The sequence below is a fragment of the Dendrosporobacter sp. 1207_IL3150 genome (assembly GCF_036763085.1).
Taxonomy (GTDB): domain Bacteria; phylum Bacillota; class Negativicutes; order DSM-1736; family Dendrosporobacteraceae; genus JBAIYU01.
The window spans coordinates 275,264-296,649 of record NZ_JBAIYU010000007.1; the positions used below are offsets into that span (position 1 = coordinate 275,264).

Sequence of the window (21,386 nt, forward strand, 5' to 3'; positions counted from 1 at the left end):
GTGGGAGCTAATTTTTGACGAAGGGATGAGCTGATGATGCTAAAAAATATTCTTATGGTTGCTGTAGGCGGAAGTATTGGGGCTGTTACCAGATATTTGATTTCACTATGGGCAGTAGCAAGAATTGGCGCAGACTTTCCTTATGGAACTTTAATAGCCAATGTTGTCGGTTGCTTTATTATTGGTGTCTTTATGACTATTACCATGGAAAAGTTTATAGTTAGCTCCCATATGCGACTACTAGTAACGGTAGGTTTTTTAGGAGGATTAACTACTTTTTCATCTTTTAGCTACGAAACTTTTAAAGTTTTTGGTGATGCCGGGTTTAATATAGCTATGTATAATGTTTTAGCTAATATAGTGCTGGGCTTTTTAGCAACGTGGGGTGGCATCTTATTAGGCAAAATGATAGCTATGTAGCTTTCGGAGGAGAGGTTTTAGGGAAATGAGTTACGTATTTGTTTATGGAACTTTGATGAGAGGGTTTGTAAATCACTTCTTACTTGAGCCGTACATAGTATCAATAAAACCAGCGACTATCTTGGGTAAAATACGCCATTTAGTTGAAGGCTATCCTATGTTGTTTAAGGGCGATGGGGTGGTATATGGAGAATTAGTAGAGCTAACGAATGAGCAGCAGGCTTTAGCCGAGTTGGATGCACTAGAAGAATATTATGGAGCAGGCAATGTTAGCAACTACTATGAACGCTGCAGTAAAATAGTTAAAGACAGTTCTGGGCGCGAATTTAGAGCATGGGTTTATTTATGCCCTGATGCTAGAATCGATGAAATAAGCGGACAGAGTAATGCCATACCGGATGGCGATTGGCGCAAGTTCATTCTCAGTAGAAAATAAAACGAGCATCACTCAGTTTGAGTGATGCTCGTTATTTACTTATTATCTTCTAGCTTGTTCTTGGAGTTTTGCCACACGCTGGGCAGTAGCTGGATGTGTGCTGAACAGGTTTCTAAGCATTCCGCCGACACCGCTTAATGGATTAATGATAAACATATGGGAAGTTGCTGGTGTGGCTTGATGCATTACTGCATGCTTAGCATAATGTTCGATTTTTTGCAGTGCACTAGCTAGCGCTAAAGGATTCCCTGAAATTTGGCCACCCGTTTGGTCAGCTTGAAACTCACGAGCGCGAGATATGCCAAGTTGAATGAGTGTAGCCGCTAATGGAGCAACAATAATTGTAAAGAGAAGCTCTCCCATACCGCCGCCTTCTTCGTCATCGCGATTTGTTCCAAAAATAGCAGCCCATTGAGCCATGCTGCCTATCCAGGAAATAACACCAGCGATAGAAGCAACAACAGTACTGATTAAGGTATCGCGATTTTTAATATGAGCTAATTCGTGAGCTACGACTCCCTCAAGTTCTTCGTAATTTAGAGTACGCATAATTCCAGTGGTTACAGCTACGACACCGTTTTCAGGATTACGGCCTGTTGCAAAAGCATTAGGCACATCGGTGTCCACTATATAAACCCTAGGCATTGGCATTTTTGCACGCTCGGCAAGTTTTGCGACCATTTTGTATAGATCAGGAGCTTGGTCTGGGCCAACAGGTCGAGCGCTGTACATTTTAAGTACAATTTTGTCGCTGAACCAGTAACTGCCAAAATTCATGGCAATTGAGATGAGGAGCATAAAAGTTGCTCCAGTTTTGCCGCCAAAGGCGCCGCCAACTGCAACTAAAAGTCCTGTTAGAGCGGCAAGCAGCAGAGTTGTTTTAAAAGTATTCACTATAAATCCCTCCTAATTTAATTTTCAGATGGGGTTACTTCAGTACTAGCGTTCTTACAACGGATTTTCATCATATGGCCAATTACAACAACACCTATAGTTAAGGTAGCTTGGATAAAGAATGAATAGTAATGGAACATAGGACCAATTACTTTATCGGCTAGAATCATTTCAGCAGATGCGAAACCTAGAACTGCGGCACCCGCATAAATAATTAATGGGAATTTGTTTATCAGTTTGATGAAGAGCTGCGAACCCCAGACTACTAAAGGTATGCTTGCAAGCAAGCCAATTAATATTAGAGAGTACTTTCCATTTGGCACTGCTTGTGCAACGGCTGCAAGTGATAACACGTTATCTAGACTCATTATAAGGTCAGCAAAAAGAATTGTTTTGACTGCAGCGGTTAGGGTAGTTGCTTCCTTACAGTTAACATCATCTGACTCATTAGCCAGCAGCTTAATTGCAATCCATAGCAATGCCACCCCGGCAATAAACTGAAGGTACGGGATCTCGAGTAGACGGGCAGCAACTAAGGTTAACGATACTCTTAGAGCGACGGCACCGAAACTGCCCCAAAAAATTGCTTTTCTTCGCTGTTCTGGCGGCAAATCTTTACACGCCAGTGCTATAATAATGGCATTATCGCCGCTCAAAATCAAGTCTAGCAATAATATACTTCCTAATGCCATAAACCAATCAGGACTAAAAATAAATTCAAACATTTTAAAATATTCTCCTCACTTTATTTTAATTCATGCATGTTATTTTTATGTCACGCATAACAGCGTTGCGACATAAAATGAGACTTAATTCAGGTGGAATTGCCTGTGCCCTTCGGGTGAGAACTCCATCTGAATTCTATCCTAACGGAAAGAATAACTTTCCTAAAGGCAGGATAAGCGCAACATCAACTTGCGCTGTCGCTAAGGCTCGGTGCAAGCCGTGTTTTCTTTATCGAATTTATTAGCTCTGGCTAATAGAAAGCTGGAGTATTAGAGCGGATTAGTCATCGGACAAAAATTTAAATAAAAAAGACCTAGTCTCCTTCTAGAGACAAGGTCTTGCTTGCAAGTTCATTGCCAGCATAGCCGGGGTTTACACCCGTAGTGACGACTAATGCTGTACAGCTACTCCCCTTGTAGGAATAATTTAATTTGATATAAGTGTAACACAAATATTTATAACCGTCAACTTCTCAAATCAAATTTTACATTAAAGCGGCTGCTTGTAAACTTGAGCCATTCACGGGCGGCGAAGGATAAATATTTATCTTTGCGCCAGATAATCGCCAGGTTCCAAGGAATTTCCGGCTCAAGTGATAGTAGTTTAATACGTTTTGGTGAAAGTTCCTTGGCGATGGTATCAGGGAGCAACGCTATTCCCAGTTTGGCCGCAACCATTTCAGCGATAAAGTCCCATTGTGAACTTTCGCAGACAATTTTTGGGTAGAAGCCATTTTCGTTACAGCGTTCTAAAATGCGGTCACGGATAGTAAAATCCTCGCGAAATAAAACAAAAGGATCTTTTCTTAACTCGGAAAAATGGGCGGTATCTTTATCTGCTAGATGGTGGCTTGGATGAACTATTAGCTTTAGTGGTTCTTTTACAAAAGCAAACATATTGAACAATTCTTCTTTTACAGGAAGAGCAACAACGCCAATATCAAGACTTCCGTCTTCTACACCATGTTCAATCTGTTTAGAGCCTACCTCGATTAGTTTTAAAGTAATCTGAGGATATAAATGATTAAACTCGCCGATGATACTAGGAAAAAAACTTACTCCTACCATAGGAGGGAGACCAATAATAATATTACCTTTTTTAAGGTTTATAACATCAGATAACTCTGAAGTTAAATTATGAAAAGAATGGACAATTTGCTGTGCTTGCCTAAGAACAGCTTTCCCTGCATCAGTTAGCTCGGCCTGCTTAGCATTGCGGTTAAATAGGGTGACATCAAGCTCTTCTTCAAGGATTTTTACCATTTTGCTTATTGAGGGCTGAGTTATATGAAGTGCTTGAGCTGCTTTAGTAAAACTACGGTGTCGGGCAACTTCAATAAAATAGGTTAGGTGTCTAACGTCCATTGGTCCAGCTCCTTATATTAAAGAACATAATACAAGCTATAACTAATAACTGTTATGATAACATATTTTAACCCATTCCTAAAAGGAATAATTGTAATTATCTCAAGGAATTTTTATTAGTTCAGAGATAAAACCGAGTCTTTATATTTACTCGAAGTTGCAGTTAGTATATAATTAGCATTGTTAACAGAGGTAAAATGAGCTGTTAACAATTTTTTAGCCTATAGCGTCAACTAAAAATACCCAAGTGGTTAACATACTAAAATCAAAGGAGCTAATAAAATGAAATATGTAGATCTTATAATTGAGTTAGGGAACAAAGTTTTAGCTGGAAATCAAGTTACAATGGATGAAGCACTTAAATTGGCCCAAACGCCGGATAAAGACTTGCCTTTTTTAATGGCAATGGCTGATAAGATTCGTCAGAAATTTGTCGGTGATGAGGTTGATTTGTGTTCCATTGTAAATGGTCGATCCGGAATGTGTTCGGAAAACTGTACATTCTGCGCTCAATCCGCTCATCATAAAGCCGATGTTAAGGTATATCCGCTAATGTCTGATGACGAATTAGTTGCGGCCGCTAAGCAAGCAGAAGCTGGGGGAGCGCTTCGTTTTGCGATTGTTACCAGCGGCCGGGGAATGGAACGTGATAAAGAGTTTCCTCTAATACTTAAAGCACTTAAGCGGATTTTAGAAGAAACAAAACTAAAGGTTTGCTGTTCGTTAGGCACCTTGTCACTTGAGAATGCCAAAGCATTAAAAGAGGCAGGCGTTTCGCGCTATCATCACAATGTAGAAACGAGCCGCAGTTACTATTCATCTATTTGTACTACTCATACATATGAAGATCGCGCAAATACTGTCCGTAACGCACATGCAGCTGGGTTGGAAGTATGTTCGGGCGGTATTATTGGCTTAGGCGAAACCATGCAGCAAAGGTTAGAAATGGCTTTTGAAGTCAAGGAATTAGGAGTACACTCTGTACCTTTAAATATACTAAATCCAATAAAGGGAACTCTTTTGGAAAATCAAGCCGCAATACCACCGAGAGAACTTTTAAAGACATTTGCATTGTTTAGATTTATATTGCATGACCGTGGGCTAAGAACAGCAGGCGGTCGCGAAGTCAATCTACGGGATTTACAATCACTTGGTTTAATGAGTGGTATAAATGGTATGTTAATTGGCGGATATCTGACAACTGGCGGGCGTAACTGTGATATGGATGTAGCCATGATAAGTGATATGGGATTGCGTCCGCTATCGGCTAAAAATATCAATTAGGAGGTCTGACGGTAGTAATGAATAGAACACGTTGGATAACGGAAATCGGACTGTTGGCGGCTCTTATTACTGTCACGGGTGCAGTTAAAATGCCTGGCCTTATACCTGGTACAGAATTTCAGCTTTCGGCACCACTAGCCGTGGCAATATGTGCAGTTTTCGGATTTACAAAGTATATAACAGCCGGAATTTTATCAAGCTTAATCGGCTTAATCCTTGGTACTCAAAATTTGCTTAATGTATTTATAGCTATGGTGTTTCGCTTAAGTGTTGGCGGGATATTGGGAGTATTAGGAACATCATGGCCAGTAGTTGTGGCAGCGGGGCCAATTGGTTCGGCTGTTGCTCGGCTAGCTATGGGAGGCCTTTTAGGAAAGGCAGTAATTCCGCTGCTCCTAGCCGCGCTGCCAGGTATGGTTTATACTGCGGTTGCTGCTTGGCCGTTGACAATTATGTTGAAAAAAGTAAAAACACAAACCGAGAAGGTGCTGGTAGATGCTTTACAGCGTTAGAATGCGTGCTGCGCAAGGAGCCGCCCATGAGGCAGGCGGGCGGCATATTTCGGGGGCTGAGCGATTAGTCCCCAAAGAACTTGTAGCTGAAACAACCCAAGCAATGTTAGATCGGGCTTTTGAGCATAGCCGGGGTCAAGCAGATTTTATAAATATTACTGTAGAAAGCGTAGCTGCAGAATCTGTAAGATTACTGCAGCTTCTCCCTATTACTACTATTGATACTGATGATGTACCAAGTGGGCGGGCCGAAGCTAAACTGGTTCTAGCCAATAGTGGCGTTAGTGAGAAAGCGATTGAGGCTGGATTTGAAAAGCTATTAGCTTTAGAGGATAGCATGCGCGGCGCTATGCTGATTTGCGCTGAAACCGGAATCAGGCTAGACTTAAGAGAAAACCGCGGCGTACGGGTATCTAGAATGGATATAGGCGATGATGCTGCATTTTCTAAATGGCTGGCAAGTCAGGGGTTTGGAAATTTACATATACGTGAAGCTATCGTATTAGCAACGAAAGTTGCAAACGCCCCAGGAATGGTTGCAGAAATATGCTGGTCTGATGATCCTGAGTACACTGCCGGTTATGCTGCATCACTAGGTGGTTATATGAGATTTCCTAAATTAAAGGCTTACGGAAGTCCGCTGGGTGGAAGGGTGTTTTTTATAAAGCCTGGTACTAATATTGAAGCTTTGATCGAATATCTAGAAAATCAGCCGGTGTTGGTTATTAATGGCGAGGAGGCCGGTTAATGGAGTTTCTAAAAAAATATTTGTCTGAAGTTAAGAAGCTGGATTTATATCGTCAGACAAATACCTATATTCCTACCGATGCAACTCATGTGAAGTTCGAAAACAAAACATTCTTAATGTTGGCATCTAATAATTATCTTGGCTTAACGCATCACGCCTGTGTAAAGCAAGCGGCAATCGATGCTGTTCAAATGTATGGTACAGGATCAGGCGGTGCCAGGCTAACTACTGGATCTCACCCTCTTTATGCTGAATTAGAGCAAGAAATAGCTCGCTTTAAGGGTACAGAGGCTGCCCTTGTCTTTAATACAGGGTATATGGCTAATATTGGGGTTATTAGTGCACTGATGAACTCTCAGGACGTAATTTTTAGTGACGAGCTAAATCACGCCAGCATTATCGACGGCTGTCGTTTATCTAAGGCTACGACTGTAGTATTCAGACATTCGGATATCAATCATCTAGAAGATCTTTTGGCTAAAACCACTTGTCACGGACGAAAACTTATTGTAGTTGACGGTGTCTTTAGTATGGACGGAGATATTGCTCCACTTAAGGATATTGTTGAGCTGGCTGAAAAATATGACGCAATGGTTATGGTAGATGACGCACATGCAACAGGTGTTCTTGGAAATGGTCGGGGAACGGCTGCTCATTTTGGACTAAAAGATCGTGTACATATACAAATGGGTACCTTAAGTAAAGCCCTCGGTTCAGAAGGCGGCTATGTTGCTGGCAGCAGGTGCCTTATCGAGTATCTTATAAACAAGGCCCGCAGTTATATTTTTTCTACGGCTTTAGCGCCAGCAACAATTGCCGCCGCTAAAGCAGCACTCAAAGTGGTTGCTGATAATCCTGAAATTGTTGATAGACTAAACCAAAACGCGGATATAATGCGCAGTGGTTTACGGGTTGCTGGTCTTAAGGTAGATACAGGTGAGACTCCAATTATTCCGGTGATTGTCGGTGATGCGGGAGCAGCTGTCGAGCTCGCTAAAGAGCTTAGAAATGAAGGACTTATTATAGCAGCAATAAGGCCGCCTACTGTACCTGTAGGCGAAAGCAGGCTGAGAATTACAGTATCGGCAGCACACAAGCCAGAAGAGCTCGAACAGGCGACTATGAAAATTGCTGCCGCAGCACAGCGGCTAGGATTATTAAGGGGTGAAAGATAGTGCAAGGCATATTTATAACAGCAACAGATACAGAAGTAGGTAAAACGGTTATTACGGGAGCGATTGCTGCGGCATTAAAAGCCCGCGGCCTTAATATAGGAGTGGTAAAGCCACTTGCCTCTGGCGGGTTTACCGATAATAATGGACAACTAGTCGCCGAGGATGCAACTTTTCTTATGAAAGCTGCTGGAATTAATGAGGATAAAAGAGCATTAGTAAACACCGTTTGCTTGCAGCTTGCGTTGACACCGGCAGTTGCCGCTGTACAGGCTGGTATCACTATTGATATGCCTGAAGTTATCTCTAACTGCCGTTTAGCAGGCAACGAGTTTGATAGAGTAATTATTGAGGGAGTTGGCGGAATAACGGCTCCATTATGGGAAGATTACCTAGTCGCCGATATGATTGTTGAATTGAATTTACCTGCAATCATAGTCGCTAGACCAAACTTAGGAACAATCAACCATACTGTTTTAACAGCCGAGTATGCTAAGCAAAGAGGAATAAAAGTAGCAGGTATTATAATTAATAAATGGGATGAACAAAATGCTGGGGTGTTGGAACATAGCAATATTGCATATATAGAGAGACTAACCAAGCTTCCCATTTTAGGCAAATTCCCTGCTTCAGAAACAATCAGTGTGCCTGATGCCCGTGTTGAAGGCCTAGCTGAATTAGCTGAGAAGTATATAGATATTGATAGGCTGATAAAGGCAATGGAGGTTAGTGTGTAATGAATATTTTCGAGGCAAAGGATAAGCAGTTTGTATGGCATCCGTTTACTCAGATGAAGGGATGGCTGGAGAATGATCAGACCGTTATAGCTGACGCTAAAGGTATTAAGCTGTTTGATACAGACGGAAAAGAATACTATGATGCTGTTTCGTCACTATGGGTAAATATTCATGGACACAGGCGAGCTGAAATTGACCAGGCCATAATTGATCAGCTTGGCCGTGTCGCTCACAGTACTGCCCTTGGCTTGGCAAATATTCCAGCCTCGGAATTCGCCGAAAAGCTTGTAAAAGCAGCTCCGGCTGGATTAAACAAGGTTTTTTACTCTGATGATGGTTCCACTGCTGTTGAAGTAGCAATCAAAATGGCTTTTCAATATTGGCAGCATAAAGGACAGCCTAAGAAAAACCGCTTTGTTGCGCTGGATCAAGCCTATCATGGCGACACTGTAGGAACGGTGAGTGTGGGCGGGATAGATTTATTTCACCGAGTTTTTAAACCACTGCTGTTTGAGCCTTTTCATATACCTGCGCCTTCTTGCTACCATTGTCAGCTTGCAGATGATCCTAAAAAGTGCAAACTAGCTTGCGTTCAGGCTTTAGAAAATTTGTTGGCCGAACATCATGATGAAATTGCCGCGCTGATTATTGAACCTTTGGTACAAGCTGCTGCGGGCATGCTCATGTCTCCCTCTGGATATTTGGCAAAAGTGCGTGAACTAACAAAGAAATATAATGTTCTGCTAATAGCCGACGAAGTTGCAACAGGCTTTGGCCGTACCGGAAAGATGTTTGCCTGTGACCATGAAGGAGTAAGCCCTGATTTAATGTGTCTTTCTAAAGGAATAACAGGCGGTTATCTACCTCTGGCCGCAACTCTAACTACTGATGAAATTTATAATGAATTTCTTGGTGATATGAAAGAGAAGCGGACTTTCTACCACGGTCACTCTTACACCGCTAATCAGCTAGGCTGTGCTGCTGCGCTAGCAAGCATAAAAATATTTGAAGATGATAATGTTATTGCAGGATTAGAACCTAAAATCAAGGCAATTGCCGATAAACTAGCCTTAATAGGGCAGCATGATCATGTCGGCGATGCCCGCCAGTGTGGAATGATTGTTGGTATTGAACTTATGGAAGATAAGGTGGCCAAGAAGCCTTATCCTTGGGATCAGACTACTGGTGCGAAAGTGTGTATGAAAGCTAGAGAGTATGGTATCTTTATTCGTCCTGTTGGTGACGTTGTAGTTTTTATGCCGCCATTATGCAGCACTGTCGAAGAAATAAACCATATGCTTGACGTTGTATATAAATCTATCGATGAGATAACCAGCCAAGGGAAAACAGCCGCAGGGGGCGGGGGAGCTCATTTTTAGTAGTTTCTTAGAACTAAGTTTAATAAGGATGGAAAAGAACTTTTGCCGAGTAAGAGAAAAGTTTCTGAGATAAAAATGAAAGCATCTGAACGTTGTTCAGATGCTTTCATTTTTTTATCGGATATTAGATTTAGCAACTTTCTGGCTATGCGCATTTATCTTAGCTACAATCTCTTTAATATAGTTTGATGAGCCGGTCATAATATCGATAAGAGAGCGCTGTTTAAACTTAAGCAGATCAATTTTCGAACCTTGACCAATGGCTGTTAACATCATCAAATATTCATCTGAAATTCCAAGTGGTATATGCATAGCTTCGACGGCCTTATGGAGCTTGCCTGTTTCATTAAGTATGCTGTACATATCTTGGCCATTTAACGAATAACCGAGTTTTGTCCAGGCATGGATTGGCTTATACATAGAATACTCGTAGTGCATCAAGTCTTTCACAAAAGTATCTGCCATTTGAAAGCCGAAAGAGGAAGCCTGGTCAAACCACTTAGTACCTGGAAGAACTCCGGGAGGGTTAATTATAACTGTATCAGGAGATGTCTGTTCAATTAAATCAATGTTTTCACGGAATACATCTTCTAAAGTAACACTTTCGATAATTGGTGTTGGGTAAATAAGAGATAAGCCGATATTGCAAGGCAGGCCTACGTGTTCGGACGCCAGCTTGATGCATTGGATGGTATCAACGATATTTTTTTTGGCAACTCCTTTGTTCATGACCTTTGTATTAATTAAATCATGTCCCGTTTCGCCTCCTAGAAATACAGCTCTTAAACCTGACCTAATCATTAAGCAATATGCTTCATAGGTCTCTCTTGTCACATTACTTGCACGGATAAACATTGAATAATTAACAGCAATATTATCATCTAAAAGCATTCTAGCAATAGCTTTTCCGTGAAATATAGGAGTCTCAGAGCTGCTGAATCTGAAGAAGGAAATTCCTTTAGCATTCATTTTTAATATTTCTTCTTTTATATCTTCAACAGGCCTAGGGATATACTGCATGTTTTGCCTTGTATGGGAGCAAAAGTTGCACTGATTCCAAGAGCAGCCAACACCATCTATTAAAGTATGAAAAAGTATTTTATCTTGCAGATCCGCATTATTGTATTCTGGAATTGTAAATTTACTGATCATGTAATTGCTCTGCCCATTGTAGTTTCCTGTGCGTATCAGCCGGTTTTCACCGAGTCTATTGTAGACTAATTCCATAAAGTCTGTATGGTTTTTTGATGATCTTCGCATTTTAAGTAAACTTTCTAGTATCTCCTCCCCAGGTCCCATAATCACAAGATCAAATATGTCTGCCTCTAATACTTTTTCCCCATAAACTTTGACTTGTGGCCCTCCTGCTACAATAGTAGTCTCAGGGCTTAGCTCCTTAATTTTTTCTGCTAATTGGATGCTCCAAGTATAAGCATCTCCATTCCAAAGTTTTATTCCGACCATTGGGATTTTTTCATGCTGAATCTGGTTGACTATGGCAGTAATTAGATTATCCATGTGTTTTTTTCGATAAAATAAAGCTAAGCTCTGCAAAGGCCAAGTTAGGATAATGAATAATGCTGCTAATGGCTTCATTTTTGAATAGGCCTTAATCTGCAGCATAATAAAAAAACGCAGAAACATTAAGCACCAAGAAGGTACGCCTTGTTCTGCGCCAGATATTCTTTGCTCATCATTAACGTGCACGTTAAAGCCTTTATTCTCCAAGTATGTCCTAATTATAGCCAGGCTATTTTCGAGTGCGGCGTCAGATACAATTCTTTGCCTAGGAGCAAAGCTATTAACTAAAAGCAACTCTATAGGTTTTTTCATATTAGTTCCTCCCATTTTTTAGTTTAGCCTAATGATAATCCTAATTTTTCTATAATATTTAATGCTGCATTCGGATAGGCTTGTTTATACTTCTCAAAGTGCTGTCCTGGAATAATCATAATTTGAGATTTACCTATAGACGTAACATTGTATTTTTGTATGGAAACTACGGCTAAGTTAAATCCAAAGAATTGACCTGGTCGTAAAAACGAGGATTCGCACGCTAGTTTTCCTGATAATAATAAATAAAGATCACTGTTTTTATCACCACTACTAATTATCTGATCACCAGCGTAGCAAGTAAAAATTGATCCTAATTCTAAAAAAGCAATACACTCTTTAAGATTTAGCGAAGGGGAAAATAATAGTTGTCCCAAGTCAATATCAGAGAACTTCAAATTTAAATAATCTAGTAAATCAAGACCTTTCACTAATCGGCTATTGACAACGTCAAGTGACTGAGGAAAAAGCTTATAAAATAAATCTAATCCGGCTAGATTGGTATCCTTTGATTTAACAAAGCGTAAAGCGGTAGCACGAGATGCCTTAAAGTGGTTTATATTATCAGTAATTAATACAATAGGCAGGAGGAGACCATAGCCTGGGTCTGTAAAATTTTTATTTGAAAACCTTATAAAGCCCATTCGTTCATAAAATGAAACTAAATTTGGATTGCATCCACCAAACGCGTATCTTATACCCTGAGCATATGAAATTACTAATATCTCTTTCAAAAATTGATACATTAATGTAGATCCACGATAGCTAGGGTCTATCGCTAACTTTGTTAACAATCCAATTTTTTGATTTGGTTTTTGTAATAATCTAAACTTGTCCAAGCTAAAGATGTCGGATAGCCATTTAGGAAAACTGTCAATTTCCCCAATAGTCATTCGTAATGTTCCAATAACTGAAGATCCTGACTTGGCGTATAATAATATACTGGTTTTATCTAAATCATCTGCTAGCTGGCTATCGTTAACTACATTAGTAGGAAGTCGTTTTGACAACTCTTCATAAAATACTTTGAAACGTAAATTATATATTGCTTTTTTTTCTAGTTCTTCGGTTGCTACATGAATTGTAATATTGCTAGTTGATTGCTCTTCTGAATTTTGAACGGTTTTTGTTTGCAAATTATACATTGTAATACCTCCAATTTTTTAATGATTAATTAAGTAGAAAAGTTACGAATGATTTATCATAAGTTAACACCCCCTTACATAACTTTTGTTTCTAAGGAGATAGGTTTGTTCCTACATTTCCTACGGAAAAAATGTAATTAATTGTATTAAAATGGAATGATAAAAAAGAGATTATGGTATTATGTTATAAGTCAATCTGGAGAATCCATAAAAAAAGGCCATGGAAAACGCAATTAAGATGCGTTTTCCATGGCCTTTTTTTGAATATTATTAAGGTATTTTAAAGCATATATTAAAGGTGGTACCTGACGGGGTTGATTCAACTTTAATAACGGCTTGATGTCTGCTTGCAATTCGATAGCAAGTTGCTAACCCCAAACCAGTTCCGGTTTCTTTAGTTGTGACGAAAGGCTTACCCAGATTATCAAGAATATGTTGGGGTATTCCGCTACCATTATCTTGGATTGATAAAACTATTTCATCTGATTGTTGGAATGTGCGTATGATAACTATTCCATCTGAGGAGGTAGCTTCCAATCCATTACGTACAATGTTTAAAATTAGCTGGCGAATTTCTTTTTCATCTAAATATATCAGCGAAATATCTGATAAATGCATGTGAATATCTTTATTGTCAGCATTTGAATCTGCCTTGACAAGAGGGTATAAAGACTCAATAATGACATTTAGATTGTTTAATTTTAAGTCTATTGTGCGGTGCTTACTTAAAGTGAGATATTCTTTGATAATCAAGTTGGTTCTATCAAGCTCATCTATCATGAGACCAAATTGATTGGTGTAAGTTGAAAACTCCCTTTTATTAGCGAAAAACTGTAAATACCCTCTAATTGTAGTCATAGGATTTCTTATTTCGTGAGCTACGCTTGCTGCCATCTGACCAACAGTATTTAGACTATCGAGACGAGAAATATCTTGTTCGAGATTCTTTCGAGTAGTAATATCTCTTACAATACCTTCAAAGCCTATGCAAGATCCTTCTTCGTTAACTATAGGAACGGATGTTTGCTCGACCCAAATCATAGAGGTATCACTTCGCCGAATTCTTAAAATGAGCGTATGATCAGGCTCATAGAAGAACTTTCTTGCAAACATTCTAAGAATTGGCCTATCATTCGGCGTAGTTAAAGAGAAAATTAGTCTAATTGAGTTATAAAAAGAATGCGGCGAGTGTCCAGTTAATTTTTTGACAGAAGGGCTGATATATTCAAAATGCATTTTCGGTACAAATTTAAAACGATAAATTACGTCTGATGCATTCTCCGCTAATAACCTATAATACTGTTCTTTGGCAAGAAGGTCATATCTTGTCTTATCAAGATATACTATCAAAGTGCCTATTGCAATAATAAATCTTAAGGCAGCATCAATAAGAAAGCCCCATGGGGCTATCCAGCTTACATTGATTAGGAAGGGCAAGTCCATTAAATGTATACCCAGCACAAAAAATGAAATCCCTGTGATATATCTTCCTAAACCATGGCCATCTAGTTTGTAAATAAATAATGTGCCGGTTTTACAGTATGCAAATCCAAGGTATAAGCAAGCTGGCATTAAAAAGAATATATGTGGCATATTTTGAAAAATCGCAATGCTACTAAGAAAAAGTGCCATAAACGCCGATATATACCAATATTTACTTATTATTGCACCTACAAACTTGCTAGTCCCTAGGAGCATTATATATGCACTTAAGATATTACATAATAGGTAGAGTGTTAGGGCGCCAGGCGATATTTCTGGTAGCGGTGTACTAATAAACGCAAATCTTATAAAATGTAAGGCCCAGCTAAAGGACCACAAACCTAAATAAAACTGTCGGTATTGGATAAATAAGTAACAATATATGAAAAAGACAGCTACGCTGGCGGAAAGTGTAACTACTAGAGACATTTCTGAGATAGTCATTAACTCACCTTTTTCGCTTAAATTACAAATAAATCTTTTGTAAGTAATTGCTACTATTTTATAATTCCATATATAATTATCCATTACCTTCATTTTTTGATAAAATATACCAAAAGAGTAAAATACAAGTCATTTCTCTTTTTCAGTCAGTGATGTAAAAAGTCCATTAAAAAGAACCTAAACAAATTGTAGATTACAATCTTCAGGTTCTAAGTTTTACCGTACAGGCTATGCCTAATCTTAGATCAAAATAAATCTACGGTATTTTAGGATTTACTTTTCTTGCCGTTAAAGGGTAACGCAAAATGAGTAAAAAAAGTCGTTCCCGAGGGACCCGTATCAACACTAATTTTTGCATTATTCCTGGAAGCTATTGTGTAACAAATAGTTAAGCCAAGGCCAGTTCCAGTTTCTTTAGTAGTCAAAAATGGCTCGCCTAATTTTTCTAAAATACTCTTAGGTATGCCTGGACCATCATCTTTAATGGCAAGGACTACAGACGTCTCTTGGAGATACGTACTTATCGTCATCGTACCGCCTGTAAGCATTGCTTCGATTCCGTTTCGAACTAAGTTGAGTATAAGCTGGCGAATTTCTTTTTCATCAAGGTGAAGTATCGGGATAGCATCAATGTTAAGGAGTATATTTTTGTCTGATGCTTTCGCATCTACTTTCAGCAAAGGGTATAGTGCTTCAATAATGTTATTTAGTTGAGTGGGCATTAACTCCGGTTTGCGGTTTTTGCTTAACGAAAGATACTCGCTGAGAATTAAGTTAGTTCTATTCAATTCATCTAGAAGAAGACCTATTTGAGTGTTGTATTTAGCAAACTCTTGCTTGTTGGAAAAGAATTGAAGATAGCCTTGGACCGTTGTTAATGGATTCCTTATTTCGTGGGCTAAGCTTGCCGCCATTTGCCCTATTGTCTTTAATCTATCTAATCTTGACACATCATCTTCGAGAGCTTTTCTTGAAGAGATATCACGGGCGACGGCTTCAAATCCGATACATGTTCCTTTCGAATCAAATATAGGTACCGCTGTTTGCTCTATCCATATTATTGATTTACTTGAGGTAATAAGGCGTAACGTAAGTGGTTGATCAAATGCGCTAGGAAGATTAAGCATAAATCTCTTAAGTACATTTAAATCTTTGGGATGGATAATTCGTAATATTTTCATGGGTGATCTACATAAATCATTAGGAGTGAGGCCTGTTAATCTTTCCACAGATGGGCTAACATAATCGAAATGGTTATGTGGGCTAATTTTATAGCGATAAATTACATCTAATGCGTTTTCCGTAAGTAATCTATAATGTTGTTCTTTTTCTATTAGATCATGACGTGTTTTTTCAAAAAAAACAATTAAGGTTCCCACTGCGACCAGAAATCGAAATACTGCATCAATCAATACTCCCCAAGGTACGAACCAAGTAATTGTAATAAGAAATGGCATATCAACAGTATGAAGTCCTAAGATAATATAGGCGATACCTGTTATGTATTTACCTAGCCCGTTAATTCGCAAATGATATAAATGCAGCAAGCCGTTCTTGCAAAATAATGCACCGATATATAGGCATACAGGTATTGCGCTGTATACAAATGGCAGCCTAGACGCTTGTATTATGACTATAATTAAAAAAACAATAATTCCCCATGAATACCATAGCTTATTTACTTTTTTATCTACGAATTTGCTTGTTGCTATAAGCATTATAACACTGCTAATCATTGCGATGATTTCGTAAACCAAAAGGTTTATTGCTGAAAAATCTGGAAGCGGATTAGCTAGAAAAGGTAAGCGAGCAAAATGCATTATCCATCCTAATATCCAGAGTCCAAGGTAAAGATGTCTATATTGCAGATATAAGTAGCAGTATATACAGACAACTGCAAAATTTGCAGCTATAGTGGCAAGCAAAGACATTTCAAAAAAAGTCATTTTTTTATTATCACACCTTATGATTTACATGGGGGTCATTCTTTATTAAATTTAATTCCATATATGGTAGTAATTTCCTGCAAAAAGTGTCAATTTTCTACATATATTTCTAACAGTTAAATAGCTAGTGATTATAAAATAAAAACAAGCCTGAAAATTTATCAGGCTTGTTTTTATTTATCTTTTAGCAATAATAACTTTTGCTAACTCAGCCAATATGAAAGGAACAGGCGAGAGCAAACCAATAATCATAATATCTTTTAATAGTAGGGTCTGTGTTTTAAAGATTTCTTGGAATGGTCCGACAGCTACTAGCATTAGGGCAAAAGATAAGGATACTGCCATGTTCATGTAACTATTAGAGAATAGTCCAGTCTTAAATACCGAATAATGAACCGAACGTGCGGAGTAGGCGCAAAGCAGCTGACTTAGGATTAAGGTAGTAAAGGCAAAAGTACGTGCAGCTGTTACATCCGAACCGTAGGCTATATAACCATAATTAAAGGCTATCAGTACTACAACGGTTATAGCTATACTTTGAAGAAGAATCATAGAAAGAGACGGTTTATTAACGATTTGTTCATTAGGATCACGAGGCGGTACTTTCATTATATCTGCTTCTTTTTTTTCCATACCTAAAGCTAAGGCTGGAAAAGCATCTGTAACCAAATTTACCCATAGCAGCTGAATTGGAAGAAGTGGTATGGGCCAGCCCAAAAGCATGGCAATAAAAATTACCAATACTTCCGATAGATTACAGGCTAGAAGAAAGGAGATAAATTTGCGGATATTAGAAAAGATGGTACGGCCTTCTTCTACAGCGGTAACTATAGTAGCAAAATTATCATCGGCCACTACCATATCGGCAGTTTCTTTTGTTACATCAGTGCCTGTTATACCCATGGCTACACCTATATCAGCCTTTTTTAAAGCAGGGGCATCATTAATTCCGTCACCAGTCATAGCTACAATTTGGTTATTTGCTTTTAATGCCTCCACGATTGCAACTTTGTTTTCAGGAGAGACTCTGGCGAAAACGCTTGTGTGCTGCACAACCTGGCGTAATTCTTCTTTTGATAATGCGTCAATTTGTTTACCTGTCATGGATTGACTTTTGCTGTTGATTATTCCTAGATCTAAGGCAATTGCTTGAGCAGTGTCCTGATGATCACCAGTAATCATAATCGGGCGTATACCAGCAGCAGTACATACTCTGACAGCTTCACGCGCTTCGCTGCGAGGTGGGTCAATCATACCGACAAGACCGATTAGAGTGAGGTTAGACTCGAGAAAGTCAACATTACTAGAATCAGGAATAGTGGTGAACCTTCGGCAAGCTACTGCTAATACTCGTAAAGCTTGCGAGGCTAGTTTTTGGTTTGTCTCATGTATTCTAGTTAAGATCTCATCGGTCAGAGGAAGTAATTCATTTGACTGCATAACACTGGAACAGCGCTTAAGTAAAACATCTGGTGCTCCTTTAGTAAAGGATATATATTCATCCCCAGCGGCATGAACTGTTGTCATCATCTTTCGTGATGAATCAAACGGGGCTTCGGTAATGCGAGGAAACTTTTCATTTAGATCATTATGATCTAGACCGGCTTTAGCAGCAGCAGTTATTAGTGCACCTTCAGTTGGGTCACCTGATATTCCCCAGTTATTAGTATCTGAATTGAAGCTTAGCTTGGCATCATTGCAGAGCAATGCACCTTTCATAAGCAAGGAGAGACCCTGATCGGCTAATGGGTCAATTAGCTTGTTGTCAAGAAGGATTTCTCCTTTTGGGTCATAACCGTCACCACTTAACTCATACATTGTACTACCAGCATAAGCTTTAGTTACTGTCATTTGATTTTGAGTTAGAGTGCCGGTCTTATCTGAACATATTACAGTAATACTGCCTAATGTTTCTACGGCGTGTAATTTGCGTACTATACTATTCTTTTTTGCCATACGCTGCATTCCTAATGCTAGGACAATTGTTACGACTGCGGGCAGACCTTCTGGAATAGCTGCTACAGCAAGGCTTATTGAGGTCATTAACAGCAATTGAATATCTGGGGCTGAAATCGTACCTATACTCAAGCTGTTATAAACACCGATCGCAAATACTAAAGTACATACAGCTAAGCAGGCAAAACCTAGTGTTTTGCTGAAACGAGCAAGCTTTTTCTGTAGAGGGGTAATTTCTTTTTCCCCTACTTGCAGCATGTTGGCAATCTTGCCAATCTCAGTTAGCATTCCGGTTTCTACGACTACACCTCGTGCCCTGCCGTAAGTAACCAAAGTCCCCATAAAGGCCATGTTATTTCTGTCCGCCAAAGGTAAATTGCCTTTTAGTGGAGAGTCAGTTTTTTCAACTGGTAAGGATTCACCAGTTAACGAAGCTTCTTCAACCTTAAGGCTGTGTGATTCAATAATTCGTAAATCGGCAGGTATACGGTCACCTGTCTCAACAATAACTATATCGCCTGGAGCAATTTCGCGGGCAGGTACACTTACTAGCTGTCCGTTTCGAATAACCTTAGTGCTCGGAGCAGTCATTTGTTTCAATGCCGCTAAGGCTTTTTCAGCTTTGGCCTCTTGCACTAGGCCGAGGGTTGCATTGAGCAAAACAATAATAATAATAGCAATTGAATCGACAACTTCACCAACAAAGGCTGAAATAACACTAGCTGCAATCAATATAATAACAAGGAAATCTTTAAATTGGCTTAGCAGACGGTGGAGAAAACTGATACGTTCTTTTTCCGCTAATTGATTATATCCGTGCAATGCCAGCCTATCGGCAGCCTGCTGAGATGATAAGCCTGTTTTGATATCAGATCCAAGTTCATGCAGGGTCTGCTCGGTAGTCAATTCGAACCAATTTCGTTTCATATCGGCCCTCCTTATCTAAGTTGATATTAACTAAGAATATTTATTATACTTTCCTGATTTAAATCCTTTTTATGAGAGTCTCATTTCATATTGTTTAATTCTAACAGAGTGTATCCTTAAAAACGATACAAGTTTGCCACCCAGAAAGTCGTTTATTTATTGAAAACATAAAGGACCGTCGCTTACCATAAGCCAGACGATCCTCTAATAAGTTCAGGTTAAAAATCATGGAACAACTAGCTAACAATATTCACCACCGTGCCAATTGGCACAATACTTGCCAGCTCGATCACATTTTTATTGTACATTCGAATACAACCCTTGGATACGTAACCACCGATAGAAGAAGGATTATTTGTTCCATGTATTCCGTAATGCGGTATACTTAGCCCCAGCCACATTGAACCAAAAGGCCCTCCGGGATTAGGACGTTTATTAACTATATGATACTGACCTTTAGGGGTTGGTGAATAGTGTTTGCCAGTGCCGACTGGATAGGAACGGATAGGAGTGCCGTTATTAAATAACGTTAACGTTCTACGGCTGATTGAAATAGTAATTGAGTACGCCATTATATCACCTCATCCACAATATATTCACAAATAGAAGATATGCTACTGGTTAATACGTAATAAAATCGGGGGTATTATTATGAGGAGGATAAGGGGGATTGCTAAGAAAAGAGGCACGTTGCCAGGTTCACTTGTCTATATTGGCGAGGCGAGGGACGAAAAGTCTACAATAGAGCTAGTTGAATATGATAAAGATACTGTGTGTGAATCAAAATTTTTAAATGTGAATGACCTAGTGAACTATCAACCGACACTAGAAAACACCTGGATAGATGTACATGGCATTCACGACGTGGAGCTAGTGGGAGTGATCGGTTCACATTATGGTATTCATCCTTTAGTGCTAGAGGATATAGTTAATACTAATCAAAGGCCGAAATTTGAGGATCATGGTGTTTACGCTTACCTAACTGTTAAAATGCTAATTCTTAGCAGTGAAGGTTTTATTGCTGAAATTCACCAAGTAAGTTTTATTGTGGGAAGCAATTATTTGATTTCATTTCAGGAGACAGATAACGAGATATTTAAGACAGTTAGAAACCGTATGCTTAATACATCCGGGAAATTACGTACTTTAAATACGGATTATTTAGCGTATTCGCTAATTGATGCAATTACAGATAATTATTATTACGTTCTTGAAAGCTTGAGCGAAAAAATTGAAGAAATAGAAGATAAAGTTATTGAGCGACCAACGCCGGATGTAGTAAAGGAAATTCACGTTCTAAAAAATGAACTGTTATTTATCAGGAAGGCAATATGGCCGCTGCGGGAAGTCATACATGCGGTACAGAGAGGCGACTCCAAGATATTTACCGACGAAACCAGGATATATATTCGTGACATTTATGATCACACTAGGCAGGTTATTGATAATATCGAAATGTATCGCGATATGGCTTCAGGGTTACTAGATATATATCTATCCAGTACTAGTAATCGATTGAGCGAAGTAACGAAAGTTCTTACTATAATATCCACAATTTTCATTCCGCTAAATTTTATTGCGGGGGTTTATGGAATGAATTTTCAATATATGCCTGAATTGTCTTGGGAATGGGGCTATCCTGCTGTGCTAAGTCTCATGGCCCTTGTTGCCCTATCACTAATATGCTTTTTCCGCAAAAGTGAATGGATTTAGCGGAAAGCCAGTTGCGAAACTGGCTTTCTATTTTTATTTTCACGATTTTTAGAAAAGTAGTTATCTTTACAAGCTTTACTGCTAATTTGACAACGTATAAACCTCGGCTAAAGCAAAAAACGCCCCAAAGGACGTTTTTGGATAATTTCTCACTTAGTCTTCAAAGCGGTAGCTGCACTTTGGACAGTCACAAGTTTTAGGGATATGACACTTACATTTTGGGCACTCAGAGCATCCGTAATCACACTCATGATGACATTTATGGCAT

18 protein-coding genes are annotated in these 21,386 nt (G+C 39.1%); 9 read left to right on the top strand and 9 right to left on the bottom strand.

What is annotated here, in order from left to right:
• The first annotated feature begins 33 nt into the window (after nucleotides 1–33).
• Entirely contained in the window at nucleotides 34–420 is a 387-nt protein-coding gene (crcB, locus tag V6C17_RS02660; RefSeq protein WP_333520997.1) for a fluoride efflux transporter CrcB, read from the top strand.
• A 25-nt stretch (nucleotides 421–445) separates the two neighbouring features.
• Nucleotides 446–856 carry a gamma-glutamylcyclotransferase family protein gene (locus V6C17_RS02665; RefSeq protein WP_333520998.1) on the top strand — a complete coding sequence of 137 codons (411 nt, stop codon included), beginning with the start codon at nucleotides 446–448 and terminating at the stop codon, nucleotides 854–856.
• A gap of 42 nt (nucleotides 857–898) precedes the next feature.
• Here the strand turns inward: V6C17_RS02665 and htpX are convergent, their stop codons facing one another.
• From htpX to cidR, 3 genes are all read right to left on the bottom strand, one after another.
• A complete protein-coding gene (gene htpX / locus V6C17_RS02670; protein ID WP_333520999.1) occupies nucleotides 899–1,750 on the bottom strand; it encodes a zinc metalloprotease HtpX in 852 nt (283 codons plus the stop codon).
• A gap of 17 nt (nucleotides 1,751–1,767) precedes the next feature.
• Nucleotides 1,768–2,475, bottom strand: coding sequence for a TerC family protein (locus V6C17_RS02675; protein ID WP_333521000.1), 708 nt, complete (start codon nucleotides 2,473–2,475; stop codon nucleotides 1,768–1,770).
• 465 nt (nucleotides 2,476–2,940) lie between these two features.
• Nucleotides 2,941–3,840, bottom strand: coding sequence for a cidABC operon transcriptional activator CidR (gene cidR, locus V6C17_RS02680; protein WP_333521001.1), 900 nt, complete (start codon nucleotides 3,838–3,840; stop codon nucleotides 2,941–2,943).
• Between the two features lie 282 nt (nucleotides 3,841–4,122).
• Between cidR and bioB the strand changes: the two genes are divergently transcribed.
• Genes bioB through bioA form a run of 6 tightly spaced genes read left to right on the top strand, consistent with a single transcriptional unit; the run spans nucleotide 4,123 to nucleotide 9,672 of the window.
• A complete protein-coding gene (gene bioB / locus V6C17_RS02685; RefSeq protein WP_333521002.1) occupies nucleotides 4,123–5,124 on the top strand; it encodes a biotin synthase BioB in 1,002 nt (333 codons plus the stop codon).
• A gap of 17 nt (nucleotides 5,125–5,141) precedes the next feature.
• On the top strand, nucleotides 5,142–5,636 hold the full coding sequence (locus tag V6C17_RS02690) for a hypothetical protein (RefSeq protein ID WP_333521003.1): 495 nt from the start codon (nucleotides 5,142–5,144) through the stop codon (nucleotides 5,634–5,636).
• Entirely contained in the window at nucleotides 5,620–6,384 is a 765-nt protein-coding gene (locus V6C17_RS02695; RefSeq protein WP_333521004.1) for a 6-carboxyhexanoate--CoA ligase, read from the top strand. Before V6C17_RS02690 ends, V6C17_RS02695 begins: the two co-directional genes overlap by 17 nt.
• Entirely contained in the window at nucleotides 6,384–7,559 is a 1,176-nt protein-coding gene (gene bioF / locus V6C17_RS02700; protein ID WP_333521005.1) for an 8-amino-7-oxononanoate synthase, read from the top strand. Before V6C17_RS02695 ends, bioF begins: the two co-directional genes overlap by 1 nt.
• Nucleotides 7,559–8,293, top strand: a complete 735-nt coding sequence (gene bioD / locus V6C17_RS02705) for a dethiobiotin synthase (RefSeq protein WP_333521006.1) — start codon at nucleotides 7,559–7,561, stop codon at nucleotides 8,291–8,293. The genes bioF and bioD overlap by 1 nt, the downstream gene beginning before the upstream one ends.
• Complete coding sequence (bioA, locus tag V6C17_RS02710) at nucleotides 8,293–9,672, top strand: adenosylmethionine--8-amino-7-oxononanoate transaminase (protein WP_333521007.1); 1,380 nt, start codon at nucleotides 8,293–8,295, stop codon at nucleotides 9,670–9,672. The genes bioD and bioA overlap by 1 nt, the downstream gene beginning before the upstream one ends.
• Nucleotides 9,673–9,786: 114 nt before the next feature.
• Here bioA and V6C17_RS02715 read toward each other — a convergent pair whose 3' ends face one another.
• From V6C17_RS02715 to V6C17_RS02740, 6 genes are all read right to left on the bottom strand, one after another.
• Nucleotides 9,787–11,505 carry a B12-binding domain-containing radical SAM protein gene (locus tag V6C17_RS02715; RefSeq protein WP_333521008.1) on the bottom strand — a complete coding sequence of 573 codons (1,719 nt, stop codon included), beginning with the start codon at nucleotides 11,503–11,505 and terminating at the stop codon, nucleotides 9,787–9,789.
• 23 nt (nucleotides 11,506–11,528) lie between these two features.
• The gene (locus tag V6C17_RS02720; RefSeq protein WP_333521009.1) at nucleotides 11,529–12,650 is read right to left on the bottom strand and encodes a GNAT family N-acetyltransferase; all 1,122 of its coding nucleotides are present in this window, start codon (nucleotides 12,648–12,650) and stop codon (nucleotides 11,529–11,531) included.
• Between the two features lie 270 nt (nucleotides 12,651–12,920).
• On the bottom strand, nucleotides 12,921–14,093 hold the full coding sequence (locus V6C17_RS02725; RefSeq protein WP_333521010.1) for an ATP-binding protein: 1,173 nt from the start codon (nucleotides 14,091–14,093) through the stop codon (nucleotides 12,921–12,923).
• Nucleotides 14,094–14,842: 749 nt separating this feature from the next.
• Nucleotides 14,843–16,522 carry an ATP-binding protein gene (locus V6C17_RS02730; RefSeq protein ID WP_333521011.1) on the bottom strand — a complete coding sequence of 560 codons (1,680 nt, stop codon included), beginning with the start codon at nucleotides 16,520–16,522 and terminating at the stop codon, nucleotides 14,843–14,845.
• 177 nt (nucleotides 16,523–16,699) lie between these two features.
• The gene (locus V6C17_RS02735) at nucleotides 16,700–19,405 is read right to left on the bottom strand and encodes a cation-translocating P-type ATPase (protein WP_333521012.1); all 2,706 of its coding nucleotides are present in this window, start codon (nucleotides 19,403–19,405) and stop codon (nucleotides 16,700–16,702) included.
• Between the two features lie 236 nt (nucleotides 19,406–19,641).
• Nucleotides 19,642–19,977, bottom strand: coding sequence for a L,D-transpeptidase (locus V6C17_RS02740; RefSeq protein WP_333521013.1), 336 nt, complete (start codon nucleotides 19,975–19,977; stop codon nucleotides 19,642–19,644).
• A gap of 79 nt (nucleotides 19,978–20,056) precedes the next feature.
• Here V6C17_RS02740 and corA point away from each other — a divergent pair, with 79 nt between their 5' ends.
• Nucleotides 20,057–21,118, top strand: a complete 1,062-nt coding sequence (gene corA, locus V6C17_RS02745) for a magnesium/cobalt transporter CorA (protein WP_333521014.1) — start codon at nucleotides 20,057–20,059, stop codon at nucleotides 21,116–21,118.
• Nucleotides 21,119–21,386 lie beyond the last annotated feature (268 nt).